We start from the raw sequence: 26,099 nt of genomic DNA, 5'->3' as shown, positions 1-26,099 counted from the left end.
CGGGGGCGGGACGCGCAAGGGCGGCCCGGGCACATGCCCGGGCCGCCCTTGCGTCACCGCTCCGCGAGGACTAGACGTGCGCCCTCAGCAGCGAACGCATCGTCCGCATCGCGACCGACAGGTTCGCCAGGTCGAAGTCGTCCGAGCCGCGGATCTCGTCCAGGGTCGTCCGGGCCCGGCTGATGATCGCCGCGTTCTTGTCCTCCCACGCCTTGAAGCGGTCCTCGGGAGTCGAATCGCCGTTGCCCACCGCCAGCACGTCGGCGGTCAGCGCCGCGTGCGCCGCGAACAGGTCCTCGCGGATGGAGGCGCGGGCCATCGACTGCCAGCGGTCGGCCCGCGGCAGCTCGATGATCCGGTCCATCAGCTGGGTGATGTCCAGGCGGTCGGCGAGGTCGTAGTACACCTCGGCGACGTCCAGCGGGTTCACGCCGGTGCGGTCCGAGATCGCGACGATGTCGAGCGTCGGGAAGGCCGAGGAGAATCCGGCGACCTTGGCCGCCAGCTCCTCCGGGACGCCCTCGCCGATCAGCTCGTCCATGATCGACTGGTACCACTCCAGGTCCGCGCCGCGCACCAGCTTGGGCAGCTCGGCCCAGACCTCGCTCACCCGGTCGGAGAACAGCTCGATCGTCTCGGTGATCTGGAGCGGCTGCGGCCGGTTGTTCAGCAGCCAGCGGGTGGCGCGCTCGACCAGGCGCCGCGAGTGCAGCCGCACCCGGGTCTGCACGTCGGCCGCGACCTTGTTGTCCAGCGACTCGACCGCGTCCCACACCCCGGCCAGGCCGAAGATCTCGCGGGCCGCGAGCTGCGCCCGGACGATCTCCTCCGTGGAGGCTCCGGACTCCTCGCGCAGGCGGTGCAGGAAGGTCGAACCACCGGTGTTGACGGTGTCGTTGACCAGCAGCGTCGTGATGATCTCGCGGTGCAGCGCGTGTGTGCCGATCTGCTCCGGGAACTTCGCGCGCAGGGCGGCCGGGAAGTACGCGTGCAGCAGCCGGCGCAGGTACGGGTCGTCCGGCAGCTCGGTGGCGATGAGCTCGTCCGCCACCGTGATCTTGGTGTAGGCGAACAGGACGGCCAGCTCCGGCTGGGTCAGGCCCCTGCCGGCGCCCAGCAGCTCGCGGATCTGCCGGTCGGTGGGCAGGAACTCGATGTTCCGGTCCAGCCGTCCGGCCGCCTCCAGGCGGCGCATGAAGCGCTGCTGGGCGTGGAGCAGGCTGGGGGCCTGGGCGATGCCGTTGGCGAGGGCCACGTTCTGCGCGTAGTTGTTGCGCAGCACCAGGTGGCCGACCTCGTCGGTCATCTCCGCCAGCAGCTTGTTGCGCTGCTTGACGGTCATGTCCCCGTCCGCGACGACCGCGTTCAGCAGGATCTTGATGTTCACCTCGTGGTCGGAGGTGTCCACGCCCGCGCTGTTGTCGATGGCGTCGGTGTTGACCTTGCCGCCCTCGCCGCCGGCGCCGATCCGGGCGAACTCGATGCGGCCGAGCTGGGTCAGGCCCAGGTTGCCGCCCTCGCCGATGACCTTGGCCCGGACGTCCCCGCCGTTGACGCGGATGGCGTCGTTGGCCTTGTCGCCGACGTCGGTGTGCGTCTCGGTCGACGCCTTGACGTACGTGCCGATGCCGCCGTTCCACAGCAGGTCCACGGGGGCCTGGAGGATGGTCTGCATCAGCTCGGCGGGGGTCATCTTGGTGACGCCCGCGTCGATGCCGAGGGCCGCGCGCATCTGCGCGTTGACCGGGATGGCCTTCGCCGTGCGCGGGTGCACGCCGCCGCCCGCGGAGAGCAGTTCGGCGCTGTAGTCGGCCCACGAGGAGCGCGGCAGGTCGAACAGGCGCCGGCGCTCGGCGTACGAGGTCGCCGCGTCCGGGGTCGGGTCGATGAAGATGTGCCGGTGGTCGAAGGCGGCGACCAGGCGGATGTGCTCGGAGAGCAGCATGCCGTTGCCGAACACGTCGCCGGACATGTCGCCGACGCCGACGACCGTGAAGTCCTCGGTCTGGGTGTCGTGCCCCAGCTCGCGGAAGTGCCGCTTGACGGACTCCCACGCACCGCGGGCGGTGATGCCCATGCCCTTGTGGTCGTAGCCGGCCGAGCCGCCCGAGGCGAACGCGTCGCCCAGCCAGAAGCCGTACGACTCGGCGACGCCGTTGGCGATGTCGGAGAAGGTCGCGGTGCCCTTGTCGGCGGCGACGACGAGGTAGGTGTCGTCCTCGTCGTGGCGGACCACGCCGTTCGGCGGCACGACCTCGCCGCCGACCATGTTGTCGGTGATGTCGAGCAGCGCCGAGATGAAGATCTTGTACGAGGCGATGCCCTCGGCGAGCCAGGCGTCGCGGTCCACCGACGGGTCCGGCAGGTTCTTGGCGACGAAGCCGCCCTTGGCGCCGACCGGCACGATGACGGTGTTCTTGACCATCTGCGCCTTGACCAGGCCGAGGATCTCCGTACGGAAGTCCTCACGGCGGTCGGACCAGCGCAGGCCGCCTCGGGCGACCTTGCCGAAGCGCAGGTGGACGCCCTCGACGCGCGGGGAGTACACCCAGATCTCGTACGCCGGGCGCGGCGCCGGGAGCTCCGGGATGGCCTGCGGGTCGAACTTCATCGACACGTAGGCGTGCTGCTCGCCCGCGTCGTTGAGCTGGAAGAAGTTGGTCCGCAGGGTGGCCTTGATCAGCGTGAGGAACGACCGCAGGATCCGGTCCTCGTCCAGCGAGGCGACCTGGTCCAGGGCCCCGGCCAGCTCCTCCAGCATGGCGTCGATGAGCTCGGTGCCGGCGGACTGGCGGCCGGGCGACATCCGGGCCTCGAACAGCGAGACCAGCAGCCGGGTGGTGTGGACGTTGTTGCGGAGGGTGTCCTCCATGTAGTCCTGGCTGAAGTTCACGCCCGCCTGGCGCAGGTACTTCGCGTACGCGCGCAGCACGACGGCCTGGCGCCAGGTCAGCCCGGCGGACAGCACCAGGGTGTTGAAGTTGTCGTTCTCGGCGTCGCCCTGCCAGACCGCGGCGAAGGCGTCCTGGAAGCGCTCGCGGGCATCGTCTCCGAGGTGCGCGTCGCCGTTGCCGGCGGGCAGCGGCATCCGCAGGCCGAAGTCGTAGATCCACGCGTTGGTGCGGTCGCTGCAGCGCAGCTCGTACGGGCGCTCGTCGGTGACCTCGACGCCCAGGCGCTGGAGCACGGGCAGGACCGCGGACAGCGAGACCTGCTCACCGGTGCGGTAGATCTTGAACCGGCGCTCGCCGGGGCCCGCGCCGACCGGCTCGTACAGCGAGAGCGCGAACTCGCGGTCGCTGGCGGAGAGCCGCTCCAGGTGGCAGAGGTCGGCCACGGCCGCGCGCGGCTTGTGGTCGGCCTTGTAGCCCTCGGGGAAGGAGGTGCCGTACTTGCGCAGCAGCTCGGCGGCGCGCTCCTCGCCGACCTCGGCGACCAGGGCGTCGGCGAAGCCGTCGGCCCAGGAGCGGGCGGCCTCGACGAGGCGGGCCTCGATGCGCTCGACGTCGCCGTCCGTCAGGACGGGCAGCTCCTTGCCCTGCGGGACGCGGATGACGAAGTGGATGCGGGCCAGGATCGACTCGGTGTTCCACGCGGTGAAGTCGACGCTGCTGCCGTCGAGCTCCTCCTGGAGGATCGCGATCAGGCGCAGCCGCACGCCGGTGGTGTAGCGGTCGCGCGGCAGGTAGACGAGCGCCGAGTAGTAGCGCCCGTACTCGTCCTGGCGCAGGTACAGCCGCAGCCGGCGGCGCTCCTGGAGGTACAGGACGGAGGTGGCGATCTCGCGGAGCTTGTCCACCGGGGTCTGGAACAGCTCGTCGCGCGGGTAGGTCTCCAGGATCTGGAGCAGGTCGCGGCCGTCGTGGCTGTGCGGCGAGAAGCCGGCGCCGTCGAGGACCTCGGCGACCTTGCGGCGGATGACCGGGACGCGGCGCACCGACTCGGTGTACGCGGCGGAGGAGAACAGGCCGAGGAAGCGGCGCTCGCCGACGACGTTGCCGTCGGCGTCGAACTTCTTGACGCCGACGTAGTCGAGGTACGAGGGGCGGTGCACGGTGGCGCGGCTGTTGGCCTTGGTCAGCACCAGCAGGCGGTGCTCGCGGGCCTTGGCTCGGGCGTCGGCCGGCAGCCGGTTGAAGGACGGCGAGACGGGGTGGGCGTCCTCCTGGCCGCTGTGGTGCGGGTCGGAGCGCAGGATGCCGAGGCCGGTGCCGGGCACGGCGGCCAGGGCGTCGCCGTCGACGAGGTTGTACTCGCGGTAGCCGAGGAAGGTGAAGTGGTCGTCGGCGAGCCAGCGCAGCAGCTCGCGGGCCTCTTCGAGCTCGTACTCGCGCAGGTCGGGGGCGGTCGGCTCGTTCGGGAGGTCGTCGGCGATGCGCAGAGCGGCGTCGCGCATCTTCTCCCAGTCCTCGACGGACTCGCGGACGTCGGACAGGACGCGGCGCAGGTCGTCGGTGATCTGCTTGAGGTCGGCGCGGTCGGTCTCGCGGTCGGTCTCGACGTGGATCCAGGACTCGACGAGGGAGTCGTGGGGGCGCGCGGTCTTGGGGCCGTGCGCGTCGCAGTCGGGACCGAGGATCTCGATCAGCTTGCCGGTGACGTCACGGCGGACGACGACCTGCGGGTGGATCACGACGTGGATGCCGCGGTTCTGGCGGGACAGCTCGTTCGTCACGGAGTCGACGAGGAACGGCATGTCGTCGGTGACGACCTCGACGACCGAGTGGCTGGAGGTCCACCCGTTCTCCTCGACCGTCGGGGTGTGCACGCGCACGTTCGCGGTGCCCTGCGGCCGGGTCTCGGCGAGCCGGTAGTGGGAGAGGGCGGCCCCGAACACGTCGACCGGGTCCCGGTCCAGGAGGTCCTCTGGGGCGGTGTGCAGGTAGTAGCGCTGGAGGTAGGCGAGAGTGGTGTCCCGGTCGGGACGCTCCGCCTGCTCGGACCCAGTCGGAAGTAGCCCCCCGGCCGGGCTGTGCTCAGCTACCCGGGCCGCCCGCGCGAGCAGCTCGGCCTTTGCTTCGTCCAGCTTGGTCTGCATGTCCTCTGGCTCCTGTCGCGCGCCATTGCGTGACGTAGGTGAAGGAAGGAATGGCGTGGCGCCGCGACGCGGGGTGACCGCTGGGGATCGGCGCTGTGCCGTGGTGAGAGCCGGCCGGGAGGGAACTGGCCATGATCGGCTGGGGCTCCCGGCGGCAGGGATCAGCGAAGGCCCGGGCACGGTCGTGCGCCGGGCGCAGGCCGGAGGCTGCGGCGCCCCCGATGACTATCGCGCTGATCACGGGTACCAGGCTATCTCGCCGGACCCCCTGTCCGTCACGGGCCGGATCTGTACAAAAGCAGGTCGCGAACTTTGACGATGTGCGCAGTGACGGGGGCATATTCTGGGCGTACTTATTCGGCCATGCGGCGAGCAGCGGATACGGCCTCTGCCAGGGTGTCGACGACTTCGACCCCTGCCGATTCCAGACTGCGCCGGCTGTGCGAACCACCCGTATAGAGGACGGCTCTCGCACCGACGTGCTGTGCGGCCAGGGCGTCGTCCACGGCATCCCCCACCAGCACCGTACGGGCAGCGGTGACACCCGTCTGCTCCAGGGCCGCCATATGGCGTACAAGATGTCCGACCTTGCTCGTGTGCGAGGGCCCGATCCGCCCGTCGACGCGCAGGAAGTGGCGGTCGATCCCGTGTGCCTGCACGAGGGGCACGAGCTTCTCGTGGGGCGCGAGGGAGAGCAGCGACTGCGTGAGCCCGTCCGCCTGCCAGTCGCGCAGCAGCTCGCGGGCCCCGGCGGTGAGCCCGGCGGCGTCGGCCGCTGCCCAGTAGTGGCGGTGGAAGGTCTCGTCCATGACCTCCCACTCGGCGTCGGTGGGCAGCCGGCCCATCAGACGCTCGTAGAACTTCGGCACCGGTACGACGTACAGCTCGCGGTAGCGCTCCAGCGTGATCGGCGCGAAGCCGAACTCGGCGAAGGAGGCGTTGGTGGCGGCGATGACGGCGTCGATGTCGTGCAGGAGGGTGCCGTTCCAGTCCCACACTATGTGGAGGGGGGCGGCGGCAGGGGCGCCGGGGACGAGGGGAATGCTCACTTCAGCAGCCCCGGGATCTCCTGGACGCCGAACCACAGCAGCTCGTGGTCCTCGGCACCGTCCACGGTGAACTGCGCGTCGTCGTCCCCGGCGTCGGCGGCCTCCAGGGCAGCGGCGGCGGCCGTCACGTCCTGCAGGGCGCCGTCGGCGTCCACGTGCACCGCGGCGGCCACGGCCAGCCGTACGGCCGCGGCGAGGGTCACCAGGCCGAGCGTGGCCTCGTCGGCCCCGGGGGTCGCGACGGCGGCCTTGTCGTCCACGTCGACGGCGACGACCACGCGCTTGCGCGGGGCGCCCGCGTCGGCGGCGAGCATCCGCAGGGAGGCGGCCGCGGCCCGCCCGAGGGCGGCGTACTCCAGCTCCTCCAGGTCGTCCGACACGTACCACTCCCGCAGCCCGGGGGTGACGGCGTACGCCCGCAGCGGAGCGGGGCCCAGCTCACCCGCCTTGTGCGCCTCGGCGAGCCCGGGGAGGGTCAGGGGGACGTACACGCGCATGGCCGGCTGCTTTCGGTAGTCGGAAACGCCCTCAGGATACGACTTGACGGGACTGCGCCGGGTGACGGCTGCGGTCCCCCTTCGGACCGCCGGCCGCCGGCCGGATTCCGTCCACGGCGCGCCGCCGCGCGCCGCGGGAGCGGCCGGGGCGCACGCGGCCACCCACCCGGATAGGTGAAGACGCGGCCACCCCTCCCGCGCCCGGGCGGATGCTTGCGGAGGGTATCCGCGGACCGTAGAAGTCCCCTACCAAGTTACCGCCCGGTACCGCTCCGGGCCCGGACTTCCTCGGGGACGACCGCCATGACCAGGACCAGGAACACCAGCCGGCCCCCCGGCCGCCACGACCAGTGCCGCCCCCACACCGACCGCACCCCGCGCGGCCCGCACGACTGGTTCGCGGAACGGCTGCTCGCGGTGGTCAGCGGCCAGCGCCCCGTCCACTCGCTGCTGGGCCACACCGTCGGCCCGGCCTACGACCAGCTGGTCACGCTGGCCCCGGCGGGCCCCCTGCGCGACCGCCTGCGCCCGGTCCTGCGCCGGTGCGGCCGCTTCCACCCCGGCCCGGGCGTCATCGAGGCCTTCGCCCGCATCACGACGGGCGACCGCGTCTCGGCGATGGCCTTCCGCCTGGAACAGGGCCCGGACCTCCGCTGGCGCTGCGCGGCCATCGAAATGGCCCCACTGGCGTGAGGGGGCCCTACCGGCCGGTCCACCAGGCAGCGGCCCCGGAGCCGGCGGCCGTGGTCGCCAGCGTGACGAGCCAGACGGGCACGCGGTGGATGATCACGTGCAGCCCGCCCCACCGCAGCTCGAACTGCGGCTGCTGCCGCCTGCTCTCAACTCGCTTGTCCATGGCTCCAGTCAAGCACCGGCGACAGCCCGCTTGGCTCGGGCCGGATCTGTACAAAAGCAGGGGGTGAACTTTGACGATGTGCACAGCGACGGCGCCCGGGGGACGGTCCGCACGGTACGCACCCGGCCCGTCCGGCCCCGTAAAACGGCGCCGGGGCCGGACACCGTGTGGTGTCCGGCCCCGGCGGGGGTGCCCGTACGGGCGGGGTTTACTTCTTGCGGCGACGGCCGCCGGCGGCCTTCTGCGCCTTGCGGCGCTCGGCACGCGTCATGCCGTCACCCGCCTCGTCGGCGTCGAAGTCGCCCTCGACGACCCCGCCCTCCCCGTCCACCGTCGGGGCCGAGAAGTGCAGCCGGTCCGGCCGCTGCGGGGCGTCCAGGCCCTTGGCCCGGATCTCCGGCCGCGCGCCCGCCGGCTCCTTGGTCAGCGAGGGCGCCGCGTCCTGCACCGGAACCTCCTCGACCTGCTGCTCGACCTGGACCTCCAGGTTGAACAGGTAGCCGACGGACTCCTCCTTGATGCCCTCCATCATGGCGTTGAACATGTCGAAGCCCTCGCGCTGGTACTCGACCAACGGGTCCTTCTGGGCCATCGCCCGCAGGCCGATGCCCTCCTGCAGGTAGTCCATCTCGTACAGGTGCTCGCGCCACTTGCGGTCCAGCACCGACAGGACCACGCGCCGCTCCAGCTCGCGCATGATGTCGGAGCCGAGGGCCTTCTCGCGCGCCTCGTACTGCTCGTGGATGTCGTCCTTGACGGACTCCGCGATGAACTCGGCGGTGATGCCCGCGCGGTCGCCCGCCGCGTCCTCCAGCTCGGCGACGGTGACCTTGAGCGGGTAGAGCTGCTTGAAGGCGCCCCACAGCCGGTCCAGGTCCCACTCCTCGGCGAAGCCCTCGACCGTCTCGGCCGCGATGTACGCGTCGATCGTGTCGTCCATGAAGAAGCGCACCTGCTCGTGCAGGTCCTCGCCCTCCAGGACGCGGCGGCGCTCGCCGTAGATGACCTCGCGCTGGCTGTTGAGGACCTCGTCGTACTTCAGGACGTTCTTGCGCGTCTCGAAGTTCTGGGTCTCGACCTGCGACTGGGCCGACGCGATCGCGCGCGTCACCATCTTGTTCTCGATCGGCACGTCGTCCGGCACGTTCGCCATCGACATGACGCGCTCCACCATCTGCGCCTTGAACAGGCGCATCAGGTCGTCGCCCAGCGACAGGTAGAACCGGGACTCGCCCGGGTCGCCCTGACGGCCGGAGCGGCCGCGCAGCTGGTTGTCGATACGGCGCGACTCGTGCCGCTCGGTGCCCAGCACGTACAGCCCGCCGAGGGACTTGACCTCTTCGAACTCGGCCTTCACGGCCGCCTCGGCGCGCTCGAGCGCGGAGGGCAGCGCGTGCGCCCACTGCTCGATGTGCTCTTCCGGGTCCAGGCCCTGCTGGCGCAGCTCGGCCTCGGCGAGGTCGTCCGGGTTGCCGCCGAGCTTGATGTCGGTACCGCGGCCGGCCATGTTCGTGGCGACCGTGACGGCGCCGCGGCGGCCGGCCTGGGCGACGATCGAGGCCTCGCGCTCGTGCTGCTTCGCGTTGAGCACCTCGTGCGGGATGCCCCGCTTGGAGAGCTGCTGCGAGAGGTACTCGGACTTCTCGACCGAGGTGGTGCCGACGAGGATCGGCTGGCCCTTCTCGTGCTTCTCCGCGATGTCGTCGACGACGGCGGCGAACTTCGCGACCTCGGTCCGGTAGATCAGGTCCGGCTGGTCCTTGCGGACCATGTCGCGGTTGGTCGGGATCGGGACGACGCCGAGCTTGTAGATCTGATGGAACTCCGCGGCCTCGGTCATGGCCGTACCGGTCATGCCCGACAGCTTGGAGTAGAGGCGGAAGAAGTTCTGGAGGGTGATCGTGGCGAGGGTCTGGTTCTCGTCCTTGATGTCCACCCCTTCCTTCGCCTCGATCGCCTGGTGCATGCCCTCGTTGTAGCGGCGGCCGGCGAGGATACGGCCGGTGTGCTCGTCGACGATCATGACTTCGCCGTCGATGACGACGTAGTCCTTGTCCTTCTTGAACAGTTCCTTCGCCTTGATGGCGTTGTTCAGGTAGCCGACGAGCGGGGTGTTCACCGACTCGTAGAGGTTCTCGATGCCGAGCCAGTCCTCGACCTTGGCGACGCCGGCCTCGTGGATGGCGACGGTGCGCTTCTTCTCGTCGACCTCGTAGTCGCCGGTCTCCTCGATGCCCTTGAGGGGCTCGCCGGGCTCGCCCTTCTTCAGGCGGGTGACCAGCTTCGCGAAGTCGGCGTACCACTTCGTGGCCTGGTCGGCCGGGCCGGAGATGATCAGCGGGGTGCGGGCCTCGTCGACGAGGATCGAGTCGACCTCGTCGACCACGGCGAAGTTGTGGCCGCGCTGGACGAGCTCGTCCTGCGACCACGCCATGTTGTCGCGCAGGTAGTCGAAGCCGAACTCGTTGTTCGTGCCGTACGTGATGTCGTTGCTGTACTGCTCCCGGCGCTGGGCCGGGGACATGTTCGCCAGGATGCAGCCGACCTCGAGACCGAGGAACTTGTGCACCCGGCCCATCATCTCGGAGTCGCGCTCGGCCAGGTAGTCGTTCACCGTGATCAGGTGGACGCCCTTGCCGGACAGAGCGTTCAGGTATGCGGGGAGCGTGCCGACGAGGGTCTTGCCCTCACCGGTCTTCATCTCGGCGACGTAACCGAGGTGCAGCGCGGCACCGCCCATGATCTGGACGTCGTAGTGCCGCTGGCCGAGGACGCGCTTGGCGGCCTCGCGGACGGTCGCGAACGCCTCGGGCAGCAGGTCGTCCAGGCTCTCGCCGTCCTGGTAGCGCTGCTTGTACTCGTCCGTGAGCGCCCGCAACTCGGCGTCGGAGAGGTTGACGAAGTCCTCTTCGATGGAGTTGACCTGGTCCGCGATGCGGTGCAGTTTGCGCAGGATCTTGCCTTCGCCTGCACGCATGAGCTTGTTGAAGACGGACACCGAGGTTTGTCTCCTTGCCGGTCGGGCCTGGGCACTGGTTCGTACACGGGCACGGAGGGTGGGCCCCACCGCAACGGCCATCGTAAGCGAGGACGCGGCCGCGCCGGGAGGCCCGCCGCATCCCGCAGGGCACGGGCGCCCAGAAGGAGAACGTACGAGGTACCCGGAAGGTGCCGGTGTCCCCGACACGTCTTGCCCGAAAACTGCTCGCCCGACCCGCCCCGGCCCCGCAGAATCCGTACATGGAGCCCACGACACTGAACACGGCCCGGCTGAGTTTGCGCCCCTTCGTCCCCGCGGACGAGGAGGAGGTGTACACCGCGGTGCAGGACCCGGAGATCCAGCGCTGGACGATGGTCCCCTCCCCCTACTCGCGCGAGCACGCGCGCGGCTTCGTCCTGGAGACCGTCCCCGCCGGCTGGCGCGAGGACACCGCGTACAGCTTCGCGGTCCGCCTCGGGGCGGACGGCCCGCTGGTCGCGGCGGTCGGCGTGCACGTGCGCGGGCAGGGCTCGTACGAGATCGGCTACTGGGCGGCGAAGGAGCACCGGGGCCGCGGCTACATGGCCGAGGCCGTCGCCGCAGTCTCCCGCTGGGCCTTCACCGAGGTCGGCGCCGTACGGCTGGAATGGCGCGCCGAGGTCGGCAACACGGGCTCCCGGGCCGTCGCGGAGAAGACCGGCTTCCGCTTCGAGGGCGTACTGCGGGCCGCGGTGCTCCGCGGCGGCACCGCGCGGGACTCCTGGGTCGGCGCCCTGCTGCCCGCGGACCTGGGCCTGGCCCCCTCGCTGCCGTACCTGCCCGCTGTCAGTGGGCGCCCCTAGGCTGCGGGCATGACGCTCGCACCTTCCGTGTCCCTGTCCGCCGACGAAGCGCGCCGGATCGCCCTGCGCGCGCAGGGCTTCCTCGGGGCGCCCGACCGCCGGGGCGGGGGTACCCCCGGCGGAGCCGGGGGGAGGGTGCGGGGAGTCCTGCGCCACCTGGGCGCCGTCCAGCTGGACACCATCTCCGTACTCGCCCGCTCGCACGAGCTGATCCCGTACGCGCGCCTGGGCGCGGTGGGCCGGCCGGCGGTGGAGTCGGCGTACTGGTCGGGCGGCCACGCCTTCGAGTACTGGTCGCACGCGGCCTGCATCCTGCCGATCGAGGAGTGGCCGCACTTCGCGTTCCGGCGCCGCTCCCGCCGCGCCCGCGGCCACCGGTGGCACATCCTGCAGGACAAGGAGCGCTCGACGCGGGCGGTCCTGGACCGCCTCAAGGCCGACGGCCCGCTGACCTCGACCGAGCTGGGCGGCGCCAAGAACGGCGGCGAGTGGTTCGAGTGGTCCGAGACCAAGATCGCGGTGGAGTGGCTGCTGGACACCGGCGAGGTGGTCTGCGCCGAGCGCCGCGGCTGGAAGCGCGTCTACGACCTGCCCGAGCGGGCGGTACCGGACGCCCTGCTCCACGACGACCTGGACGACCGCGAGTGCCTGCGCCGCCTGGTGACGCTGGCCGGGCAGAGCCTGGGCGTGGGCACCCGCGCCGACATCGCGGACTACCACCGCCTCAAGGGCGAGCAGGTCGACGCGGTGATCGCCGACTCGGGGCTGGTCCCCGTCGAGGTCGAGGGCTGGACGAAGCCGGCCTGGGCCGACCCGTCCGCACTGGCGACGGCCCCCCGCGGCCGCCACCGCACCACCCTGCTCTCCCCGTTCGACTCCCTGGTCTGGGACCGGCCGCGCACGGAGCGGATCTTCGGCTTCACGCACCGGCTGGAGGCGTACGTCCCCAAGCCCAAGCGGATACACGGGTACTTCGCGATGCCGCTGCTGGCGGGCGGGCGGCTGCAGGGCCGGGTCGACCCGGCCCGCGAGGGCACGACGCTGGTGGCCCGGCAGCTCTCCCTGACCACCCCCAAGGCGGCACGCCCGATGGCGCAGGCGCTGCGCGAGGCGGCGGAGTGGGTGGGCTGCGACGCCGTCCGCGTCGAGCGCGCGGGCTCCCCCGAGGAGGCCGCCGCGGTCACGGCGGCGCTGGCGGCCCTCTGACCTCAGCGGATCTCTAGGATCTTCTCCCGCATCGCGTAGACCACGGCCTCCATCCTGGAGTGCAGCTGGAGCTTCTCCAGGATGTTGCGGACGTGGTTCTTCACGGTGTTCTCGGAGATGAACAACTGCTTGGCGATGTCACGGTTGTTCATCCCGGTCGCCACCAGCTTGAGGACTTCCAGCTCGCGGTCCGTCAAACGCGGCGCCGGCACCAGCCGCCGCTCGTCCGTCCGCTGGATCATCGACTTGAACTCGGTCAGGAGCTTCGACGCCATCGACGGGCTGATCTGCGACTGCCCGTCGGCCACCGCGCGGATCGCCGTCGCCACCTCGTCGGTCGAGATCTCCTTCAGGAGGTACCCCGTGGCGCCCGCCTTGATCGCGTCGTAGAGGTCCGCCTCCTCGTCGCTGATCGTCAGCATGATGATCTTCGCGGAGGGGGCCACCTCCTTGATCGAGGTGCACGCCTCGATCCCGCCGCGCCGGGGCATCCGCACGTCCATGAGCACGATGTCCGGCAGCAGGTCCGCCGCCTTGTCCACCGCCTCCGCGCCGTCCCCCGCCTCGCCGACGACCTGGATGTCCTCCTCCTGCGCGAGGACGATCTCCAGCCCGCGCCGGAACAGGGCGTGGTCGTCGACGACGAGCACCCGGATCGGCTCGCCGCCGCCATCACCGCGCACCGACCCGAAGCTGTCCGCCATCGTTCCTCCCCCTGCATGTACCGAGCTGCCGGGTCAACCGGACCGGAACTCCGGCCGGTTGACTGCCCGCCATGATTCCATGCCCGCGCCACCCGCCGGGGAGCCCACGACGGCCACCTGGCGCATACGAGTCATACAGGGGCCCCCGGAGACGCCGCGGCATCCCCGGGGGCACTTCACCGAAAATCAGGACGCGGCATCAGCCGCCGAGCGCCCCGCCCGCGCCCGCACCGGGCTCGGCCGAGCTGGAGGCCTCGTCGGCATTGAGGTGGATCACGCCGTAGTCATAGCCGTGGCGCCGGTAGACGACGCTCGGCATCTTGGTGTCGGAGTCGACGAACAGATAGAAGTCATGGCCGACCAGTTCCATTTCGTACAGCGCCTGGTCGAGCGGCATGGGTGCCGCGGAGTGCGTCTTCTCGCGGACGATGAGCGGGCCTTCGCCCTGTACTTCCAGCGATCCGATCCGAGTGGTCGGGATCGCGTCCCCCGGCTCCTCCGTGACCGGCTGGCCGCTGCCGTTGAGCCGGGCCACGCCGGGAACCGCGTCGGCGACCTCGGCCGCCGAGAGACGGCCGTTGCCGCGGCGGGTGTAGCGCTTGTCGTGCTGCTTGCGCAGCTGCGCCTCCAGCTTCTCCTGTGCCAGGTCGAGCGCCGCGTACGGGTCGGTGGCGGCGGCTTCGGCGCGGACCACGGGGCCCCGCGAACGCAGGGTGATCTCCACGCGGTCGGAACGGTCGGCCTGGCGCGGGTTGTGCTCCTTGGACACCTCGACGTCCAAGCTGATCACCTTGGCGTCGAGCTTCTGGATCCGCTCGGGATTCAGCTTCTCGGCCACGTGCTTGCGGAACCGCTCGGGCACCTCGGTCTTGCGGCCCTTGACGACGATGTCCACGCAGAACTCCGTTCCCGGATAGCTCCGCCTCATGGGGCGAAGCGTCTCCCTTTCGCACCAGGCCCCGGTGAACACCGGAGCCACGGACTTGGCGACATTCACCTCTCGATCCGGTGCGTGTGACCAGGACTCGCCAGTTCCTTACAACCGAACATATCCCTCCATGCCGGTTGTCGGCACCCGCTACCGGACCGTACCTCCGTTCAGGTGGCTGTTCTCTCTTACTACCTGCAACGATGCGCCTTCCCCAACAGTTCCAAATCTATTCACAAGAGCGTTGCTCTGTACGGGTTGTCGACCGATTTCCTACGAAGGATCCTGCCGGAGCGGCCACCACGGCCGCCCCCGCCACCGGCCCGACCGACGCCGCCCGCAGCGCCCGGGCCGCCTCCGCGAGCGTGGCTCCGGTGGTGATCAGGTCGTCCACCAGCACGATCCGCGCCGTGGCCGGAAACGGCTGCCAGCCCCCGCCGCGCACCCCCAGCGCCCCTGTGAGGTTCTCCCGGCGCTCCCGGGCCCCCAGGCCCGCCTGGTCGGCCACCGGCCGGAGCTGGCGCAGTACGGACGCCACCCGCGCGGGGACACCGGCCCGCCGCAGCCGCGCCGCGGCCGCCAGAGCCGTTCTGCGCGCCGGATCGTGCCCGCGCGCCCGCACCTGCCGGCGCGCCGAGGGCACGGGGACGAGGACCAGCTCCTCCGCCGCCGCCACGGCACCCCCGCCCGCGCCGGCCGCCCTGTCGACGGCCACCGCCAGGGCGGCGCCGAGCGGCCCGGCCAGCGGCAGCGCCCCGCGCTCCTTGTGCGCCAGTACGACCTCCCGTACCGCGCCCTCGTACGCGGCGGCCGCATACACCGCGGGCAGCCCCGCGGGCCGCGGAGAGGGCCGCACACGGCCCGCCGCGGCCCCGCTCAGCGCCTGCGCGCAGCCGGGGCACAGCAGCACCCGGGCAACCCCGCAGCCTCCGCAGCCGGCCGGCAGGACCAGCCCGGCGAGCTCCTGCCACCACCCCCGCATCCGTCCACTGTGCCGGGCCGCCCGCGCACCCCGCCACCCCTGTGGACAACGTGCGGCGCACCGCGAAAGCGGCGATGAAAAGGGCAGGTCAGCCGGGGTATACCGGGGCCCGGCCGCCCGGCGCCACCGTGCGCCACTGCGCCCCCGGCGGCAGCCACACGATCCCGTCCTCGTCCGAGTGCGCGACCACCGGCTTCTTCTCGTCCTCCGTCGCCGCGACCGCGTCCAGCCCCGTCGCCCCGGGCAGGCTCGCCGCGACCATCGAGCCGTCGGCCAGCATGTACCGGGCCTGCACGACCCCGCCGTTCTCCCGGCCCACCACCAGCAGCCGGCCGCGCGGCGCCCAGCTCAGCGCCGTCACGCTCGCCATCTGCGGGGCCGCCGGGCGCAGCTCGCGCACCGACACCGGCGCCGCGTCCCCCTTGCCCTCGGGCCGCTCGATCCGCCCGATGTACAGGTTCTTGCTGTTCCCCGACTGCACCAGCAGCGCGATCCGCACCCCGTCCGGCGAAGCCTTCAGCGCGGTGATCCGCCCACCGTCCAGCCCGGCCACGTCGATCTTCTGCGGGATCCCGGTCCCGCCCGGCACCCGGTACAGCGCCGGATCCGCCGGATCCTGGTCCGCGATCCACACGTCGCCCGCCGCGTCCCAGCTCGGCGTGCCCAGCCCGTTCGGCTTGGCGCCCTTGCCGGTCAGCACCGGCTGCGGCATGGGCCCGGCCGTCGTCAGGTTCACCAGGTACAGCCCGTGCCCGTCCTCGGAGACCACGGCCGCGCGCTTCTCGTCGTACGAGACGGCCGCGGAGCCCACCTTGGACCCGGGGTTCCCGGCGCTGGGCGACAGCGGCCCCGGCACCGGCTCCGGCTTGTACTGCTGGTCCTCACTGGTGACGTCGAGCTTCATCCGGACGAACCGGCCCTCGCCGTCGACGTAGTACTGGTACTCCGGCCCCTGCGGCCGGTGGGCGATCCCCGCCGCGGTCGGCTCGGTCACCGAGCACAGCGAGGAACGGTCCGAGCGCAGCAGCTCGACCCGCGCCATCCGGGAGGACGTCAGATCCTGCACGGTGTACATGAGTTGCGCGGCCATCTTCTCGCACTGCGGCTGCGCGACGTTGTCGACCTTGTCGTTGAGCGGCACCTTCAGCACGTTCTGGCCGTCGTACGTCAGGGACTTGGTGCCCTCCCGCAGCTCGGTGCCGGTCGGGAAGCTCGAAGTGACCACGGGCCCCAGCCACTTGGACGGGCCGGCCAGCAGCGACTGCACGGTCTGCGTGGTCGGGTCCATCCGCGAGTCGGGGTCGCTGCGCTGGCGCACGTACACCGGGTCGGCGACGAGGGCGCCGCCCGCGAAGTAGTACTTGTTGACCGGCATGTAGATGCGCTGGAAGTCGGACTCGCTGAGCACGAGGCCGCTCGGCGGCGTCGCGATCCGCCACTGCTTGTTCTCCTGGACCAGCTGGAGGTACTCCTCGTAGCGGCGGCCCGCGGGCTCCGGCTGGTAGGCGCTGCGCTCGTCCACCGTCGCGAGCTTCTTGCCGGTCATCTTCCAGCGGGGGCCCGGCGCGTCCTTCTCGTTGCCCACGGAGAACCGGTCGATGCCCGCGGAGAGCACGGTGACGGCGGAACCGGGCTTCCAGTTCTTCGCCGCCTCCTCGGTGAGGTACTTGCGGGCGGTCTGCAGCTGCGGGTCGTCGCTGGTCATGGCCTCCAGGAAGCCGTCGACGATGTCGGCCGGACCGGCCTTGTCGGCCGGCGGCACCCCGAACACCCGCACCTGCGAGTCGACGCCCTGCGAGGCCTTCACCTCGCGGATCTCGCCGTGGTCGGGCATGGAGGCGCAGCCCGCCAGCAGCAGCCCGGCCGCTCCGAAGGCGTACGCCCGCACCGTCCGCCACCGGCGGCGGCGGCCGTCCCTGCGCACCCGTGCGGGCTCAGCGTCCACCTGCGCCATCCTCCTGTGCTGATGCTGACTGCTCGGCGCCGGCGGCGCGCTCGCCCGCCACCTGGTCCGCCGCCGCCTGATCGGGATCGGCCGGGCGGGCCACGACCCGGGCCCCGCTGCCCGGCAGGGCCGTCGGGTCCGCGGGCACCGGCAGCGCACCGGCCACCGCCGACCGGGGCGGTATCGGCGACCGGTCGCCGCGGCCCGGGCCCTGCTGCGCCTTCGGGGAGGCCTGCGAGCCCGCCGCCTCGGCAGCGGCCCTGGCCCGGTTGGCCCGGGAGTCCTCCGGCTCCAGCGGGATCGGGGACCCGCGCAGCGGCTCGTCGGCGGTCCGCGGCAGGGTCAGCCGGAACTGCGAACCGCCGCCCGGCTCGCCCCACGCCTGCAGCCAGCCGCCGTGCAGCCGCGCGTCCTCGACGGCGATGGACAGGCCCAGGCCCGTACCGCCCGTCGTACGCGCCCGTGCCGGGTCGGCCCGCCAGAAGCGGTTGAAGACGCGGGTGGCCTCGCCGGGCTTGAGCCCGACCCCGTAGTCCCGCACCGCCACGGCCACGGCCCCGCCCGCCGAAGCGAGCCGGACCACCACGTCGCGGCCCTCGCCGTGCTCCACGGCGTTGACGACGAGATTGCGCAGCACCCGCTCCACGCGCCGGGAGTCGGCCTCCGCTATGACGGGCTGGGTGTCGCCCAGCACCCGGATCCGGGTGCCCTTGTGCTCGGCGAGCGGCTCGGCGCCGTCGATGACCCGGCGTACGACGTCCCGCAGGTCGATCGGCTCCGCCTCCAGGGCCGCGGCGCCCGCGTCGAACCGGCTGATCTCCAGCAGGTCCGCGAGCAGCGACTCGAAGCGGTCGAGCTGGCCCGCGAGGAGCTCGGCGGAGCGGGCGGTGATCGGGTCGAAGTCGACCCGGGCGTCGTGGATGACATCCGCTGCCATCCGTACGGTCGTCAGCGGCGTGCGCAGCTCGTGCGAGACGTCGGAGACGAACCGGCGCTGCATCCGCGACAGGTCCTCCAGCTGCTGGATCTTGAGCTGGAGGTTCTGCGCCATCTTGTTGAAGGCCTCGCCCAGACGGGCGATGTCGTCCTCGCCCGTGACCTTCATCCGCTCCTGGAGCCGCCCGGCCGAGAGCCGCTCGGCGATCCCGGCGGCCATCCGCACGGGCGTCACGACCTGCCGTACGACGAGCCAGGCGATCGCACCGAGCAGCACGACCACGAACACGCCCGCGGTGGCGATGGTGACCTTGATGAGGTTGAGGGACTCCTCCTCCTGCGTGAGCGGGAAGAGGTAGTACAGGTCGTACGGGTCCCCGTTGATGTCGGTGAGCCGCTTGCCCACGACCAGCGCGGGCTCGGGCGCCTTGTCCCCGGACCCGGCGGTGTACCGGATCTGCGAGAAGGTCTTGAAGGTGCCGGTCGCGTGGTTGACGTCCCGGCGCAGCGCCGCGGGAACGCTCGCCGTCGGGTCCACGTTCCCGGAGGCGCGGGCGCCCTTGACGCCCGAGACGAACGGCCCGCTCGGCTGCCCGCCGGCGTCGGGGCCGGCGCCGAGCGCGACCACCTCGAAGGCGGTCTGGCCGCCACTGGCGAGCTGCTTGACCAGCGAGTTCATCCAGGTACTGGCGTCCCGCCCGACCTTGTTGTCGGTGGCGTCGGGCCCGTCCACGGCCGAGGGCGTGTTGGCCTTCTCCTGCGCGACGGCGAAACCGCCCGCCGCCTGGCTCTGCGCGGCCTCCTCCTTGGCGTCGAGGAGCCCCTTGCTGACCTGGGCGATCACGACGAAACCCAGCGCGAGGACCACGGCCAGCGACATCAGGAGCGTCGCGGCGACCACGCGCAGCTGGATGTTGCGCCGCCACAGCCGGACAGCCGGAAGCAGCGGTCGTCGTACGAGGCGTACGAACAACCGCAGCACCGGGCCGCCCGGCGCTCCGTCGGCCATCTGACGAAGCTGCCGGCCTCCCCTCAGGACTCCTCGGCGGGAGCCGCTGTGGGGCCTGCCGGGCGGCACGTCAGCTCGGTCCGGCCTTGTAGCCGACACCGCGCACCGTCACGACGATCTCGGGGCGCTCCGGGTCCTTCTCGACCTTGGAGCGCAACCGCTGCACATGCACGTTCACCAGGCGGGTGTCCGCCGCGTGCCGGTAGCCCCAGACCTGCTCCAGCAGCACCTCGCGGGTGAACACCTGCCAGGGCTTGCGCGCGAGGGCGACCAGCAGGTCGAACTCGAGCGGGGTCAGGGCGATCGAGGCGCCGTCGCGCTTGACCGAGTGCCCGGCCACGTCGATGACCAGGTCACCGATGGCCAGCTGCTCGGGCGCGGGCTCCTCCGACCGGCGCAGGCGGGCCCGGATGCGGGCCACCAGCTCCTTCGGCTTGAACGGCTTGACGATGTAGTCGTCGGCCCCGGACTCCAGGCCCACGACCACGTCCACCGTGTCGCTCTTGGCGGTGAGCATGACGATCGGCACGCCTGATTCGGCCCGGATCAGCCTGCAGACCTCTATGCCGTCCCGTCCGGGCAGCATGAGGTCGAGCAGCACGAGATCCGGCTTCGCCTCCCGGAAGGCAGCCAGCGCCTTGTCACCGTCCGCTACGAACGACGGCTCAAAACCTTCTCCACGCAGCACAATGCCGAGCATCTCGGCCAGCGCGGTGTCGTCGTCGACGACAAGGACTCGTCCCTTCATGCTTGACATCATCCCATTAGCCAATCGTTACCCGGCGGTGAGCTGTCCCACAGCCAAAAGGGCTGGAAATCGCCCCTCGGACCTGCGTGGCGACCAGCGCAACCAGTCTGCCCCGTATCCGGGCGACAATTGAAGGCGCGGGCCGCCGGAGATCCGGGGGGACAGCCGGTCCGCTCAACGTTCCCACGTGGCACGATGGCAGCCGAACAGGGGGTGTCTTGTGGGTCGGGCCGGATCAGGGAGCAACGTCCGGTGTCGTGGATCGCAAGGCGGAGGAGGGAGTCGACGCGGAGCGTCGGCGACCGACGAGAACGCGGCGAGGCGAGGCACCGGACGCCGCGGGCCCGGCCCGGCCCACAAGACACCCCCTGGCGCCCCCGCCCCCGCAGTGCACGTGAAGGAGCGACGATGAACGACTCCCCGGGCTGGGCCGCGCCCGGACCCTCCCCGTCCGACGGCGAGCAGCCGGGCACACCCGGCGGCCAGGGCGGCACCGAGGGCGCGCAGGCGCCCGCGCAGCAGCCCCCCGCCGGCGGGCCGAAGTGGTCCGCCGAGCAGCCGCCGCCCGGCGAGTGGTCCAGCCCCGGCAGCCCCCGGGCACCCCAGACCCCGCCCCAGCAGCCCCAGCAGCCTCAGCCGGGCACAGGCACGGGCTGGGGATCGTACGGCGGCCCACAGGGCCCGCAGGGCGGCCACTACGGCCACCCCGGCGCCCCCGGCCAGTGGGGCAAGCCCCCGGCCGCCAAGCCCGGCGTGATCCCGCTGCGCCCCCTGGACCTGGGCGAGATCCTCGACGGCGCCGTCGCCACCATGCGCAGCCACTGGCGCTCGGTCCTGCCGATCACCCTGGTCGTGGCCACCGTCGTCCAGGTCATCAGCATGGTCGTGCAGAAGTACACGCTCTCCGACCTGCCCGTCACCTCCGGCGACGAGGCGAGCCTGCGCGAACTCGTCGACACCCTCAGCGGCAGCATGCTCACCCTGGTCGCGAACGCGTTCATCCAGCTCATCGGCACCATCGTGGCCACCGCCATGCTCACGATGATCTTCAGCCGGGCCGTGCTCGGCCACAGCTCCACCATCGGCACCGCCTGGCGCGAGGCCCGCCCCCAGCTGCTCCGCCTGCTCGGGCTGACCCTCCTGCTCGGCATCGGCGGCGCCGTCCTCGTCGGCGTCCTGCTCCTGCCCGGCATCGCCCTGGGCAGCCTCGGCCTCGGCCTCCTCGGAGGCGTCGCCGCCCTCCCGCTCATCCTCTGGCTCGGGATCAAGTTCAGCCTGGCCTCGCCCGCCCTGATGCTGGAGAAGAGCAGCGTGGCCACCTCGCTGCGCCGCTCCTCGCGGCTCGTCCAGGGCTCCTGGTGGCGCATCTTCGGCATCACCGCCCTGACCGGCCTCATCACCACCTTCGTCTCCGCCATCATCGTCTGGCCGCTGGCGGCCGTCGGGCTCGCGATCGGCCTCGCCGACGGCGGAGTGACGGGCCTGGAGAACGGCACCGCCGCCACCGGCTGGGCCGCGCTCATCCTCTCGTCGGTCGGCGCCGTCATCGCCCAGACCATCACCATGCCGATCCAGTCGGGCGTCACCGTCCTCCTGTACGTCGACCAGCGCATCCGCCGCGAAGCCCTCGACCTGGAGCTCGCCCGGGCGGCGGGCCTGGAGAACTACGGCTCGCACCCGGCCGCACCGCCGACCGGAGGCTGATGCGCCGATGATGAGTACGGGGGGCCTCATCACACGCTCCGCGGCGCTCCTGCCCACCGCGGAGAAACCACCGGTGACGACACCGCGCGATCCCGCCCGCGAGGCGGCCGAACGCGAGCTGTCCAAGCCGCTGTACCACCAGGACGACCCGGGGCTGCTCCAGCGCGCCCTGGACCGGTTCTGGGAGTGGGTCGGCAACCTCTTCGACCACGCCTCGGGCGCCACCCCCGGCGGCACCCTGGGCCTGGTCGCGATCGCCGCCCTGGTCGCCCTCGGCATCGCCGCCCTGTGGTGGCGGCTCGGCTCCCCCCGCCGGACCGCCACCGGCACGGCCGCCCTGTTCGGCAACGGCCTGCGCAGCGCCGCCGACCACCGCACCGCCGCCGAGGCGTACGCCGCCGAGAGCCGCTGGACCGCCGCCGTCCAGGAACGCATGCGGGCCGTCGTCCGCTCCCTGGAGGAGCGCACCGTGCTCGACCCGCGCCCCGGCCGTACCGCCGACGAGGCCGCCGCCGAAGCCGCCGCCTCCCTCCCGGACCACGCCGAAGCCCTCCGCACGGCGGCCCGCACCTTCGACGACGTCACGTACGGCGGCCGCACCGCCAACGCCGAGATGTACGCCCACCTGCGCACCCTGGACCTCGCCCTGACCCGGACGAAGCCCCTCCTGACGGGCACCCCGTCATGACGGCCCCCGACCCGAGCACCCACGACCCGAGAACCCCGGACACCGCCCACGTCGCACCCGGCCCGGCCGCGAACACCCCCGCGCCGCCCGGCGCCCGCCGCGGCGCGCCCACGGCCGACACCCCGCCCCCGGGCGCAGCCCCCGACCGAGCCACCCGGACGGCAGCCACGGGCACCACACCCGGCGCCCTGTGGCGCCGGGGCCGCGGCTTCCTGATCTGCCTCGGCGTCCTGCTCGTCGCCGCCGTCACGCTCGCCGCCCTCGCATCCGGCAGCCGGCACGGCCGGCTCGACCCGCGCTCCGCCGACCCCGACGGCAGCCGGGCCGTGGCCGAGCTCCTCCAGGCCCGCGGAGTCACCACCCGCGTCGTCACCACCGCCCGCGAAGCCGCCGCCGCGGCCGGCCCCGGCACCACCCTGCTGGTCACCGACCCCGACCGGCTCGGCGAGAGCCAGCTGCGCGCCATCCGCTCCGCCATCGACCTCTCCGGCGGCCGCACCGTCCTGCTCGCCCCCGGCAGCCTCAGCCTCCCCGACCTGGCCCCCGCCGCCCGCACCAAGGGCACCGCCTTCGACCAGGACCTCGACCCCGGCTGCGCCCTGCCCGCCGCCGTCTCGGCCGGCCGCGCCGGCACCGGCGGCGACCACCGCTACACCACCGACGGAGCCACCGGCACCGCCTGCTACCCCAGCGGCGGCCACCCCACCCTCCTCGTCCTCCCCACCGGCACCACCGGCGGCGACACCGTCCTCCTCGGCTCCGAGACGATCCTCCTCAACAAGAAGCTCGCCTCCGAGGGCAACGCCTCCCTCGCCCTCCAACTCCTCGGCTCCCGCCCCGACCTCGTCTGGTACCTGCCCTCCCTCACCGACGTCCAGGACGAGGACCCCGCCCGGGAGCAGAGCTTCCTCGACCTCCTCCCCCACAGCTGGAGCTGGGCCTTCCTCCAGCTCTTCGTCGCCGCCGCCCTCGCCGCCCTCTGGCGCGCCCGCCGACTCGGACCCCTCGTCACCGAGAAGCTGCCCGTCGCCATCCGCGCCTCCGAGACCACCGAGGGCCGCGCACGCCTCTACCGCAGGGCCGACGCCCGCGACCGCGCCGCCACCGTGCTGCGCGCCGCCGCCCGTGAACGCCTGGCCGCCCTGGTCGGCGTACCGCCCGCCCAGGCCCACGACCCCGCGGCCCTGCTCCCCGCCGTGTCCGGTCGCCTGACGGATCGGCAGCAGGACCTGACCGCCCTCCTCTTCGGCACCACTCCCGCCACCGACGCGGCGCTCGTCGCGCTCGCCGACCACCTCGACGTCCTCGAAAGAGAGGTCCGCACCTCATGACGGCCACCACGGACAGCGCCCGCTCCTCCCTGGAAGCGATCCGCACCGAGATCGGAAAGGCCGTCGTCGGCCAGGACTCGGCCGTCACCGGTCTCGTCGTCGCACTCCTGTGCCGCGGCCACGTCCTCCTCGAAGGCGTACCCGGCGTCGCCAAGACCCTCCTCGTACGGGCCCTCGCCGCCTCCCTCGAACTCGACACCAAGCGCGTCCAGTTCACCCCGGACCTGATGCCCAGCGACGTCACCGGCTCGCTCGTCTACGACGCCCGCACCGCCGAGTTCTCCTTCCAGAACGGCCCGGTCTTCACCAACCTCCTCCTCGCGGACGAGATCAACCGGACCCCGCCCAAGACCCAGTCCTCCCTCCTCGAGGCCATGGAGGAGCGCCAGGTCACCGTCGACGGCACCCCGCGCAAGCTGCCCGAGCCGTTCCTCGTCGCCGCCACGATGAACCCCGTCGAGTACGAGGGCACTTACCCCCTCCCCGAGGCCCAGCTCGACCGCTTTCTGCTCAAGCTCACCGTGCCCCTCCCCTCCCGCGAGGACGAGATCGGCGTACTGACCCGGCACGCGGCCGGCTTCAACCCCCGCGACCTGCACGCCGCGGGCCTGCGCCCCGTCGCCGGCCCGGCCGAGCTCGAAGCCGCCCGCGAGGCCGTCGCCAAGGTGTCCGTCTCCCCGGAGATCGCCGGGTACGTCGTCGACGTCTGCCGCGCCACCCGCGAATCGCCCTCCCTCACCCTCGGCGTCTCCCCGCGCGGCGCGACCGCCCTGCTGGCCACCGCCCGGGCCTGGGCCTGGCTCACCGGCCGCGACTACGTCACCCCCGACGACGTCAAGGCCCTCGCACTGCCGACCCTGCGCCACCGCGTCCAGCTCCGCCCGGAGGCCGAGATGGAAGGGGTCACGGCCGACGCCGTCATCACCGCGATCCTGTCCCACGTCCCCGTCCCGCGCTGATGGCCCTCACCGGACGCGCCGCCCTGCTGGCGGCCCTCGGCAGCCTCCCCGTCGGCATCCTCGAACCGAGCTGGACGGGGATGCTCGCCGTCAACGGCACCCTCGCCCTGGCCTGCGCCGTCGACTACGCCCTCGCGGCCCCGGTCCGAAGCCTCACCTTCACCCGCTCGGGTGACACCTCCGTCCGCCTCGGCGAGCCCGCCGAGGTCCACCTCACCGTCGCCAACCCGGGGACCCGCCCACTGCGCGCCCGGATCCGCGACGCCTGGCCCCCCAGCAGCTGGCTCCCGGGCACCGAGACCGGCGCCTCCCGGCACACGCTCGCGATCCCGGCCGGGGAACGCCGCCGGATCACGACCCGGCTGCTCCCCACCCGCCGCGGGGACCGGCGGGCCGACCGCGTGACGGTCCGCTCGTACGGGCCGCTCGGCCTGCTCGCCCGCCAGGGCACGCACACCGTCCCCTGGACGGTCCGGGTCCTGCCGCCCTTCACCAGCCGCAAGCACCTCCCCTCGCGCCTGGCCCGCCTGCGCGAACTGGACGGCCGTACGAGCGTCCTGACCCGCGGCGAGGGCACCGAGTTCGACAGCCTCCGCGACTACGTCCCCGGCGACGACACCCGCTCCATCGACTGGCGGGCCACCGCGCGCCGGCACAAGGTCGCCGTACGGACCTGGCGTCCGGAACGCGACCGGCACATCCTGATCTGCCTGGACACCGGCCGTACGTCGGCGGGCCGCGTCGGCGACGCCCCCCGCCTGGACTCGGCCATGGACGCGGCCCTGCTGCTGGCCGCCCTCGCCTCCCGCGCCGGTGACCGCGTCGACCTGCTGGCCCACGACCGCCGCACCCGCGCGCAGGTCCAGGGCCGCGCGGCCGGCGACGTCCTGCCCGCCTTCGTCGACGCCATGGCCACGCTGGAACCGGAACTCGTCGAAACCGACGCCCGCACGCTGGTCTCCACCATCCTCCGCAACGCCCCGCGCCGGTCCCTGGTGGTCCTCCTGACGAGCCTGGACGCCGCCCCGACAGAGGAAGGCCTGCTCCCGCTCCTCCCCCGCCTCACCCAGCGCCACACGGTCCTGCTGGCCTCGGTGGCGGATCCCCGCGTCGAGGAGATGACCCGGTCCCGCGGCACGCTCGACGCGGTCTACGAGGCCGCGGCCGGCACCCAGTCCCAGGCCACCCGCCGCCGCACCGCGGACCAGCTGTCCCGCCACGGAGTCCACGTCGTCGACGCCACCCCGGACGCCCTGGCCCCGGCCCTGGCCGACGCCTACCTGTCCCTGAAGGCCGCCGGCCGCCTCTAGACTCCCGATTCACCATGGCCGGCCTCACCCCCGAGCAGCTGCGCCGCATGGCCCAGACACCCGAGGTCATGGCCCTCAACGACACGAACATGGGCGATCCGCTCACGGGCTCGGCCAAAGTCCCCGAAGGCCACGTTCGGGGACACCGTCACCACCAGCCGCTGGACGCTCGACACCATCAGCCTCAAGAGCTACCCCGCCGACTGGTGAAGAAAGCGGAGCCGGATCACTTCCAGGCCGAACGGGCCCCTAAACGCAGAAAAGCCCCGTACCGGATACCCGGTACGGGGCTTTTCTACAATGATTGTTCGGCGGCGTCCTACTCTCCCACAGGGTCCCCCCTGCAGTACCATCGGCGCTGAAAGGCTTAGCTTCCGGGTTCGAAAT

The 26,099-nt window shown here is 72.3% G+C and carries 19 protein-coding genes and 1 rRNA gene; 8 read left to right on the top strand and 12 right to left on the bottom strand.

Annotation, left to right across the window (positions count from 1 at the left end; genetic code table 11):
- Positions 1-70: 70 nt before the first annotated feature.
- The 3 genes from ACFXGI_RS27940 to ACFXGI_RS27930 form a co-directional block, all read right to left on the bottom strand.
- Positions 71-5,038 (bottom strand): NAD-glutamate dehydrogenase, encoded by a 4,968-nt coding sequence (locus tag ACFXGI_RS27940; protein WP_384712189.1) that lies wholly within the window; start codon positions 5,036-5,038, stop codon positions 71-73.
- 353 nt (positions 5,039-5,391) lie between these two features.
- Positions 5,392-6,087, bottom strand: coding sequence for an HAD family hydrolase (locus ACFXGI_RS27935; RefSeq protein WP_384712186.1), 696 nt, complete (start codon positions 6,085-6,087; stop codon positions 5,392-5,394).
- On the bottom strand, positions 6,084-6,584 hold the full coding sequence (locus tag ACFXGI_RS27930; RefSeq protein ID WP_384712183.1) for a DUF6912 family protein: 501 nt from the start codon (positions 6,582-6,584) through the stop codon (positions 6,084-6,086). Before ACFXGI_RS27930 ends, ACFXGI_RS27935 begins: the two co-directional genes overlap by 4 nt.
- Before the next feature lie 303 nt (positions 6,585-6,887).
- On the opposite strand from ACFXGI_RS27930, the gene ACFXGI_RS27925 reads away from it, so the two are divergent.
- Positions 6,888-7,277, top strand: a complete 390-nt coding sequence (locus ACFXGI_RS27925) for an Rv3235 family protein (protein WP_384712181.1) — start codon at positions 6,888-6,890, stop codon at positions 7,275-7,277.
- A 7-nt stretch (positions 7,278-7,284) separates the two neighbouring features.
- Here the strand turns inward: ACFXGI_RS27925 and ACFXGI_RS27920 are convergent, their stop codons facing one another.
- Together ACFXGI_RS27920 and secA are read right to left on the bottom strand one after the other, a co-directional pair.
- Positions 7,285-7,440: a hypothetical protein gene (locus ACFXGI_RS27920; protein WP_384712178.1), complete on the bottom strand. Its 156-nt coding sequence runs from the start codon at positions 7,438-7,440 to the stop codon at positions 7,285-7,287.
- A gap of 208 nt (positions 7,441-7,648) precedes the next feature.
- Entirely contained in the window at positions 7,649-10,438 is a 2,790-nt protein-coding gene (secA, locus tag ACFXGI_RS27915; protein ID WP_384712175.1) for a preprotein translocase subunit SecA, read from the bottom strand.
- A 242-nt stretch (positions 10,439-10,680) separates the two neighbouring features.
- Here secA and ACFXGI_RS27910 point away from each other — a divergent pair, with 242 nt between their 5' ends.
- The gene (locus ACFXGI_RS27910; protein WP_384712172.1) at positions 10,681-11,262 is read left to right on the top strand and encodes a GNAT family N-acetyltransferase; all 582 of its coding nucleotides are present in this window, start codon (positions 10,681-10,683) and stop codon (positions 11,260-11,262) included.
- Between the two features lie 9 nt (positions 11,263-11,271).
- Entirely contained in the window at positions 11,272-12,468 is a 1,197-nt protein-coding gene (locus ACFXGI_RS27905; RefSeq protein ID WP_384712169.1) for a winged helix-turn-helix domain-containing protein, read from the top strand.
- Positions 12,469-12,470: 2 nt separating this feature from the next.
- Here ACFXGI_RS27905 and ACFXGI_RS27900 read toward each other — a convergent pair whose 3' ends face one another.
- The 6 genes from ACFXGI_RS27900 to mtrA all read right to left on the bottom strand — a co-directional run bounded on the left by ACFXGI_RS27900 (position 12,471) and on the right by mtrA (position 19,732).
- A complete protein-coding gene (locus ACFXGI_RS27900; RefSeq protein ID WP_384712167.1) occupies positions 12,471-13,172 on the bottom strand; it encodes a response regulator in 702 nt (233 codons plus the stop codon).
- A gap of 199 nt (positions 13,173-13,371) precedes the next feature.
- The gene (gene hpf / locus ACFXGI_RS27895) at positions 13,372-14,067 is read right to left on the bottom strand and encodes a ribosome hibernation-promoting factor, HPF/YfiA family (protein ID WP_384712308.1); all 696 of its coding nucleotides are present in this window, start codon (positions 14,065-14,067) and stop codon (positions 13,372-13,374) included.
- Positions 14,068-14,329: 262 nt separating this feature from the next.
- The gene (locus ACFXGI_RS27890; RefSeq protein WP_384712164.1) at positions 14,330-15,082 is read right to left on the bottom strand and encodes a ComF family protein; all 753 of its coding nucleotides are present in this window, start codon (positions 15,080-15,082) and stop codon (positions 14,330-14,332) included.
- Between the two features lie 88 nt (positions 15,083-15,170).
- Positions 15,171-17,027: an LpqB family beta-propeller domain-containing protein gene (locus ACFXGI_RS27885; protein WP_384712161.1), complete on the bottom strand. Its 1,857-nt coding sequence runs from the start codon at positions 17,025-17,027 to the stop codon at positions 15,171-15,173.
- Positions 17,017-18,972: an MtrAB system histidine kinase MtrB gene (gene mtrB, locus ACFXGI_RS27880; RefSeq protein ID WP_384712158.1), complete on the bottom strand. Its 1,956-nt coding sequence runs from the start codon at positions 18,970-18,972 to the stop codon at positions 17,017-17,019. The genes ACFXGI_RS27885 and mtrB overlap by 11 nt, the downstream gene beginning before the upstream one ends.
- Before the next feature lie 70 nt (positions 18,973-19,042).
- The gene (gene mtrA, locus ACFXGI_RS27875) at positions 19,043-19,732 is read right to left on the bottom strand and encodes a two-component system response regulator MtrA (protein ID WP_189973359.1); all 690 of its coding nucleotides are present in this window, start codon (positions 19,730-19,732) and stop codon (positions 19,043-19,045) included.
- Positions 19,733-20,128: 396 nt separating this feature from the next.
- Between mtrA and ACFXGI_RS27870 the strand changes: the two genes are divergently transcribed.
- Genes ACFXGI_RS27870 through ACFXGI_RS27850 form a run of 5 tightly spaced genes read left to right on the top strand, consistent with a single transcriptional unit; the run spans position 20,129 to position 25,712 of the window.
- On the top strand, positions 20,129-21,424 hold the full coding sequence (locus ACFXGI_RS27870) for a hypothetical protein (RefSeq protein ID WP_384712154.1): 1,296 nt from the start codon (positions 20,129-20,131) through the stop codon (positions 21,422-21,424).
- A gap of 7 nt (positions 21,425-21,431) precedes the next feature.
- Entirely contained in the window at positions 21,432-22,112 is a 681-nt protein-coding gene (locus ACFXGI_RS27865; RefSeq protein ID WP_384712152.1) for a DUF4129 domain-containing protein, read from the top strand.
- Positions 22,109-23,443 (top strand): DUF4350 domain-containing protein, encoded by a 1,335-nt coding sequence (locus ACFXGI_RS27860; protein WP_384712149.1) that lies wholly within the window; start codon positions 22,109-22,111, stop codon positions 23,441-23,443. Before ACFXGI_RS27865 ends, ACFXGI_RS27860 begins: the two co-directional genes overlap by 4 nt.
- Entirely contained in the window at positions 23,440-24,402 is a 963-nt protein-coding gene (locus tag ACFXGI_RS27855; protein ID WP_384712146.1) for an AAA family ATPase, read from the top strand. The genes ACFXGI_RS27860 and ACFXGI_RS27855 overlap by 4 nt, the downstream gene beginning before the upstream one ends.
- Entirely contained in the window at positions 24,402-25,712 is a 1,311-nt protein-coding gene (locus ACFXGI_RS27850; protein ID WP_384712144.1) for a DUF58 domain-containing protein, read from the top strand. Before ACFXGI_RS27855 ends, ACFXGI_RS27850 begins: the two co-directional genes overlap by 1 nt.
- A gap of 306 nt (positions 25,713-26,018) precedes the next feature.
- Here the strand turns inward: ACFXGI_RS27850 and rrf are convergent.
- Positions 26,019-26,099 (bottom strand): 5S ribosomal RNA (gene rrf / locus ACFXGI_RS27845); the annotation flags it as partial.

Source organism: Streptomyces sp. NPDC059355 (assembly GCF_042752335.1).
GTDB lineage: Bacteria > Actinomycetota > Actinomycetes > Streptomycetales > Streptomycetaceae > Streptomyces.
This window is presented reverse-complemented; position numbering and strand designations above follow the sequence as displayed.

Excerpts from the sequence above, each read along its gene's own strand:
- ACFXGI_RS27940 (WP_384712189.1), bottom strand. The coding sequence starts at position 5,038 with ATGCAGACCAAGCTGGACGAAGCAAAGGCCGAGCTGCTCGCGCGGGCG.
- ACFXGI_RS27930 (WP_384712183.1), bottom strand. The coding sequence starts at position 6,584 with ATGCGCGTGTACGTCCCCCTGACCCTCCCCGGGCTCGCCGAGGCGCAC.
- ACFXGI_RS27925 (WP_384712181.1), top strand. The coding sequence starts at position 6,888 with ATGACCAGGACCAGGAACACCAGCCGGCCCCCCGGCCGCCACGACCAG.
- ACFXGI_RS27920 (WP_384712178.1), bottom strand. The coding sequence starts at position 7,440 with ATGGACAAGCGAGTTGAGAGCAGGCGGCAGCAGCCGCAGTTCGAGCTG.
- ACFXGI_RS27910 (WP_384712172.1), top strand. The coding sequence starts at position 10,681 with ATGGAGCCCACGACACTGAACACGGCCCGGCTGAGTTTGCGCCCCTTC.
- ACFXGI_RS27905 (WP_384712169.1), top strand. The coding sequence starts at position 11,272 with ATGACGCTCGCACCTTCCGTGTCCCTGTCCGCCGACGAAGCGCGCCGG.
- ACFXGI_RS27900 (WP_384712167.1), bottom strand. The coding sequence starts at position 13,172 with ATGGCGGACAGCTTCGGGTCGGTGCGCGGTGATGGCGGCGGCGAGCCG.
- ACFXGI_RS27890 (WP_384712164.1), bottom strand. The coding sequence starts at position 15,082 with ATGCGGGGGTGGTGGCAGGAGCTCGCCGGGCTGGTCCTGCCGGCCGGC.
- mtrB (WP_384712158.1), bottom strand. The coding sequence starts at position 18,972 with ATGGCCGACGGAGCGCCGGGCGGCCCGGTGCTGCGGTTGTTCGTACGC.
- mtrA (WP_189973359.1), bottom strand. The coding sequence starts at position 19,732 with ATGATGTCAAGCATGAAGGGACGAGTCCTTGTCGTCGACGACGACACC.
- ACFXGI_RS27870 (WP_384712154.1), top strand. The coding sequence starts at position 20,129 with ATGAACGACTCCCCGGGCTGGGCCGCGCCCGGACCCTCCCCGTCCGAC.
- ACFXGI_RS27865 (WP_384712152.1), top strand. The coding sequence starts at position 21,432 with ATGATGAGTACGGGGGGCCTCATCACACGCTCCGCGGCGCTCCTGCCC.
- ACFXGI_RS27860 (WP_384712149.1), top strand. The coding sequence starts at position 22,109 with ATGACGGCCCCCGACCCGAGCACCCACGACCCGAGAACCCCGGACACC.
- ACFXGI_RS27855 (WP_384712146.1), top strand. The coding sequence starts at position 23,440 with ATGACGGCCACCACGGACAGCGCCCGCTCCTCCCTGGAAGCGATCCGC.
- ACFXGI_RS27850 (WP_384712144.1), top strand. The coding sequence starts at position 24,402 with ATGGCCCTCACCGGACGCGCCGCCCTGCTGGCGGCCCTCGGCAGCCTC.